This window comes from Henriciella sp., assembly GCF_049649345.1.
In the GTDB taxonomy this organism is placed as follows: Bacteria; Pseudomonadota; Alphaproteobacteria; order Caulobacterales; family Hyphomonadaceae; genus Henriciella.
On sequence record NZ_JBARZC010000037.1, the window covers coordinates 1 to 4,618 of the forward strand.

Consider the following 4,618-nt stretch of genomic DNA (forward strand, 5'->3'; position numbering starts at 1 on the left):
GTGAATGGGGTGCCCGGCGGCAGCCCGGCCTCAGCCTGCAACTCGCCAATCTCGCTGCGCGAGCGGAAGCACCGATAGGTCAGGCCGAGTGCGGTCAGATGCTCGAGGGTCTTGTCATACTCCGAAAAATGCTCGGACTGGATGCGGACGGGTCTGTCCCATTCAAGGCCGAGCCAGGACAGGTCTTCGAAGATGGCCTCGGTAAATTCCGGCCTGCAGCGGCCTGTGTCGATATCCTCGATCCGAAGCAGCACTTTGCCATCATTTCGGCGCGCGGCGTCCCAGACATGAAAGGCGGATGCGGCATGGCCGAGATGCAGGCGGCCTGTCGGCGAGGGGGCAAAGCGGGTGACGAATTGAGGCACGCGACCCGCTTAGCAAATCGATCAGGCGCTGACACCTGTCGGCATCGGGCAAGACACGCCCGTGCCGCCTATCCCGCAATAGCCATTCGGATTCTTGGCGAGATACTGCTGGTGATAGTCTTCGGCCGGGTAGAACGCGTCGAGAAGATCGATCTCGGTGGTGATCTCGCCCCGGCCCGCCTCTTTCAGCGCCTTTTCATAGGTCTCGCGCGTGGCGGCAGCGATTTTCAGCTGGTCGTCATTCGTCGTGAAGATGGCCGAGCGGTACTGCGTGCCGACATCATTGCCCTGGCGCATGCCCTGGGTCGGGTCATGACCTTCCCAGAAGGCTTTGAGGATGTCTGCCGTGGTCACTTGGGACGGATCGTAGATGACGCGGACAACTTCGGTGTGACCGGTGCGGCCGGAGCATGTCTCCTCATAGGTCGGGTTCGGCGTCTCGCCGCCGGCATAGCCGGCCTGCGTCAGCCAGACGCCGTCCATCTGCCAGAAAATGCGCTCCACACCCCAGAAACAGCCCATGCCGAGGACGATCTCCTCAAAGCCTTCAGGCTTTTCGGCATCGAAGGGGCGGCCATTGATGAAATGGGTGTCAGCGGTGGGAATGGGGCTCTCGCGGCCCGGCAGGGCGTCGCCTTTGGAGGGGAGGGCAGCGGGTTTGCGGCTAAAGAACATGTGGGTCGTCCTTTCTGTTTTGCTGCCGATGATATGGTATCTATGCAGCTCGGAAACAATCACGGGCTTGCGCAGTGGCGCAGCCTTCCATTATAGACGCCGACTTCACGGTGAGGTGGCCGAGTGGTCGAAGGCGCACGCCTGGAAAGTGTGTAGGCTAGCAATAGTCTCCAGGGTTCGAATCCCTGTCTCACCGCCATTTCCTTCCAGACAAACGAACCGGACTACCGGCAGGCCAAGGCCTCGCCCGGTCGTTGGCGGTGTTTGGCCGGACTCATTCTCCGGTATGGTTAATTCCACGGCGTTCAAACGTTTCCGGCCCCGATTTCCGCAAAAGCTCACACGCTGGCTACAACACCCCTTCTCTAGGTCTCGGTTCACAGGGTTGGAGGCGCGTCCGAGGTCGGCCGCGCTGTTTCAACCAATGGAGATGAGAAATGAGACGTATTGAACAAAAATTGACGAAACGAAGGCCCGAGGGGCCAGAACTCAGCAGCCGTGCCATGAAGCATGTCGCCATCCAGGCGGCATATATATTCACGATGGCTGCGCCATTTGTGGGGCTGGTCATTGCTGTCCAGCCTGTCGTCTAGGAGGTGGCCATGTTGAATAGAGACAATCTTGCGCTTCCCCACCGGTCAGGAGAGATTTTCCTGACCGATGGCGGGCTGGAAACCAACATGATCTTCAACAGAGGACATCCCTTGCCGGAATTTGCCTCTCATACCTTGTTTGCCTCGCAGGAAGGCTCGCTAGAACTGGAGCGCTATTTCAGGGCGTATCTGGAACTGGCGGACCGCGTGCAGGCCGGCTTTATCATCGATACGGCCACGTGGCGGGCACAAAGCGGTTTCGCGGGTGCGCTTCGCGTAGAGGCCGAAGAGCTTGAAGAGGCCAACCGGACAGCCGCCAGCTTTGCGATAATGATGCGTGACACCTATGGCTCAAAAAGAGCGCCTGTGCTGGTGAACGGCGTGATCGGTCCGTGGGGCGACGGCTATCAGGCCCCCAAATTGCTGACGGCGGATGAGGCGGAGGACTATCACGCCGAACAGGTCCGCTGGCTGGCGAGCGCGGGTGTCGACATGTTGACGGCGGTTACGTTCACCAATGCGCCTGAAGCGATTGGTGTTGTGCGGGCCGCCCAGCGCGCAGGCGTTCCTGTCGCCGTGTCCTTTACGGTCGAAACAGACGGACGCTTGCCGAATGGACAGACGCTGAAAGACGCAATCGACATGGTCGACGCCGCAACCGGCGCTGCGCCTATCTACTTCATGGTCAATTGTGCCCATCCCAGTCATTTCGTGGATGTGCTGGCCGAAGGGGAGTGGCTCAGCCGAATTCGCGGGTTTCGCTGCAATGCCTCGTGTAAGTCACATGCAGAACTTGATGACAGCGAAGACCTCGATTGTGGCAACCCGGTCGAACTGGCCGAGGCGTATCGTGGGCTTCTCGCCCGCGTGCCCCACGCCAATGTATTTGGCGGCTGCTGCGGGTCGGACATTCGCCATCTAGAAGCGATTGCAGACTGCATCATGGACGAAACAGCAAAGGCGGCCGCTGAGTAATGCGATGGGCTCAGACTGACGCGATCCCGTTCAGGGTCATTGGTCCGCAGTCTGGGTCCTGATCCGGCGGATCGGGTCTGAGCCGTCCCAGCCTTCGGCGACTTTCCGGATGTGAGCGAAGGTCTTTCCCTTCGTTCCGCTTATGTCGGAGATTTCGACCACGGTGCCAGGGTGGGCCTCGGTGTCGAAATAGGCGAACCTGCCTTTCTCGCCGCCGATCTGGCCCTCGTGGCCGACCTTGTAACCGAGCGCCAGGGCCACGTCGTAGAGGCCCTGGTAGTTCTCGGTCCAGTAGGACATGTGCTGCAGGCCTTCGCGGCCAGCATCGAGGAATTCCTTATACATGCTTGGCGCGTCATTGCGCTGCTGGATGAGCTCGATCTGGAGGTCGCCGGAATTGGCAAGCGCGATCGACATTTTCACGTCCGAGGCCTCGCCGCGATGCCTGAACCAGTCGGTCTTCGCATCCTCGATATAAAACCACGGGCCAACGCCCATCACCTCGATCCAGTGCTGCATCGCCGCTTCGATATCGCGCACGACATAGCCGTTCTGGCAGACCTTACCGAATATCCGGCTCATACAATTCTCTCAACTGAAGATTGGGGCGTTTCTTATCAGTATCGGCCTTTTTATGTGGGATTGCCGCCCTCTTGTTCACTCTAAATTTAGGCCGACCGACGACAAATAGTGCATGAACAGGGACAAAATCACAATGCGGGCGCGCGTCGGCCGTAGCCTTCGCCGCTGGGTTGGCTGGGATGTGCCGATCATTCTTGCGGCCTGCGTCCTTACAATCCTGGCCGGCAGCCGGTTCGACATTATCGAGAGATTCTACGACTATACACGCGCGCATGACGACTGGGAGCTTGATGAGTTCGCCCTGGTGTTCGTCACGCTTTCGGTCGCAGGATTTGTTCTGTCGGCACGGCGCTACGCGCAGATCCGGAAAGAGTTTAACAAGCGCCTGGAAGCCGAGCGGCAAATGCGATTCCTGGCCCTCAACGACCCTTTGACCGGTCTGGCCAACCGGCGAGCCTTCATCAAGCGGCTGCGGCAGGTCGTCACCAGTGTGCAATCGGCTGAATATGCGGTTGCGATGATGGACCTTGACCGGTTCAAGCCGATCAATGACCTGCATGGTCATGCAACGGGCGACCGCTTCCTGCAGACCGTCAGTGAACGCCTGCAAGACGAATTGAAACCCGGCGAAATACTGGCGCGCCTTGGCGGCGACGAATTTGCGGCCATCCTGTGCGATACCTCTGGCGACGATCAACTTGACCGCGTCGTCGCGAAAATGCTGCGTGCTGTCGAGCAACCGGCCGAAATCGGCAATGTTGTCTGCCAGGTGGGGGTCAGTGCGGGCATTGCGGTTGTGCGGCCGGGCTGCACGCTGAGCGTTGAGCAGGTTCTCAAGCAGGCGGACATGGCTCTGTATGATGCCAAGGAAAATGGCCGCGGCCGTCACGTTTATTTCGATGAGCAGATGAACGCGAAAGCCGTAGAGCGCTCGGTTCTTGAAATCGATTTGCGCAAAGCTGTCAGGACAGGTCAGATCAGGCCGCATTATCAGCCTCTCGTCCGGCTGTCCGACGGAGCGCTTGAAGGCTACGAAATCCTGGCCCGCTGGCACCATCCCTCGCAGGGCATCGTCATGCCAGACCGGTTTATCCCGATCGCCGAGGACACGGGCCTTATTGGAGAAATGACGCTGAATCTCTTGCGGGCGGTGTGCGAGAGTGAGCAGGACTGGCCGGATGGCCTCTTCGTCTCCCTGAATATCTCACCGGTTCAGCTGCGCCATGAAGACATCGTCGACGACCTGCTCGGCGTGCTCCGCGAATTCGATATGCCGCCGCAATTCCTGGAAGTCGAGATCACTGAAAACGCGCTCATCCATGATGTCGAGACCGCTGAATTCATCCTCAGGCGAATGTCCGCCGAAGGTATCCGGCTGGCGCTCGATGATTTCGGCACCGGCTATTCAAGCCTGCATCAGCTCAGGTC

Annotated in this window: 6 protein-coding genes and 1 tRNA gene; 4 read left to right on the forward strand and 3 right to left on the reverse strand. The window is 59.3% G+C overall.

Annotated elements, in window-relative coordinates; genetic code table 11:
* Together WA989_RS00935 and msrA are read right to left on the reverse strand one after the other, a co-directional pair.
* On the reverse strand, positions 1-365 hold a 365-nt coding region (locus tag WA989_RS00935), incomplete at its 3' end, for a glutamate--tRNA ligase family protein (protein WP_424338658.1).
* A 21-nt stretch (positions 366-386) separates the two neighbouring features.
* The gene (msrA, locus tag WA989_RS00940) at positions 387-1,040 is read right to left on the reverse strand and encodes a peptide-methionine (S)-S-oxide reductase MsrA (RefSeq protein WP_424338659.1); all 654 of its coding nucleotides are present in this window, start codon (positions 1,038-1,040) and stop codon (positions 387-389) included.
* Between the two features lie 109 nt (positions 1,041-1,149).
* On the opposite strand from msrA, the gene WA989_RS00945 reads away from it, so the two are divergent.
* From WA989_RS00945 to WA989_RS00955, 3 genes are all read left to right on the forward strand, one after another.
* Positions 1,150-1,239: transfer RNA gene (locus WA989_RS00945), tRNA-Ser, on the forward strand.
* A 238-nt stretch (positions 1,240-1,477) separates the two neighbouring features.
* Positions 1,478-1,633 carry a hypothetical protein gene (locus tag WA989_RS00950; RefSeq protein WP_424338660.1) on the forward strand — a complete coding sequence of 52 codons (156 nt, stop codon included), beginning with the start codon at positions 1,478-1,480 and terminating at the stop codon, positions 1,631-1,633.
* 9 nt (positions 1,634-1,642) lie between these two features.
* The gene (locus WA989_RS00955) at positions 1,643-2,608 is read left to right on the forward strand and encodes a homocysteine S-methyltransferase family protein (protein WP_424338661.1); all 966 of its coding nucleotides are present in this window, start codon (positions 1,643-1,645) and stop codon (positions 2,606-2,608) included.
* 36 nt (positions 2,609-2,644) lie between these two features.
* On the opposite strand, the gene WA989_RS00960 is transcribed toward WA989_RS00955, so the two are convergent.
* Positions 2,645-3,190: a VOC family protein gene (locus tag WA989_RS00960; RefSeq protein WP_424338662.1), complete on the reverse strand. Its 546-nt coding sequence runs from the start codon at positions 3,188-3,190 to the stop codon at positions 2,645-2,647.
* 112 nt (positions 3,191-3,302) lie between these two features.
* Here WA989_RS00960 and WA989_RS00965 point away from each other — a divergent pair.
* On the forward strand, positions 3,303-4,618 hold a 1,316-nt coding region (locus tag WA989_RS00965; protein WP_424338663.1), incomplete at its 3' end, for a putative bifunctional diguanylate cyclase/phosphodiesterase.

Excerpts from the sequence above, each read along its gene's own strand:
- msrA (WP_424338659.1), bottom strand. The coding sequence starts at position 1,040 with ATGTTCTTTAGCCGCAAACCCGCTGCCCTCCCCTCCAAAGGCGACGCC.
- WA989_RS00950 (WP_424338660.1), top strand. The coding sequence starts at position 1,478 with ATGAGACGTATTGAACAAAAATTGACGAAACGAAGGCCCGAGGGGCCA.
- WA989_RS00955 (WP_424338661.1), top strand. The coding sequence starts at position 1,643 with ATGTTGAATAGAGACAATCTTGCGCTTCCCCACCGGTCAGGAGAGATT.
- WA989_RS00960 (WP_424338662.1), bottom strand. The coding sequence starts at position 3,190 with ATGAGCCGGATATTCGGTAAGGTCTGCCAGAACGGCTATGTCGTGCGC.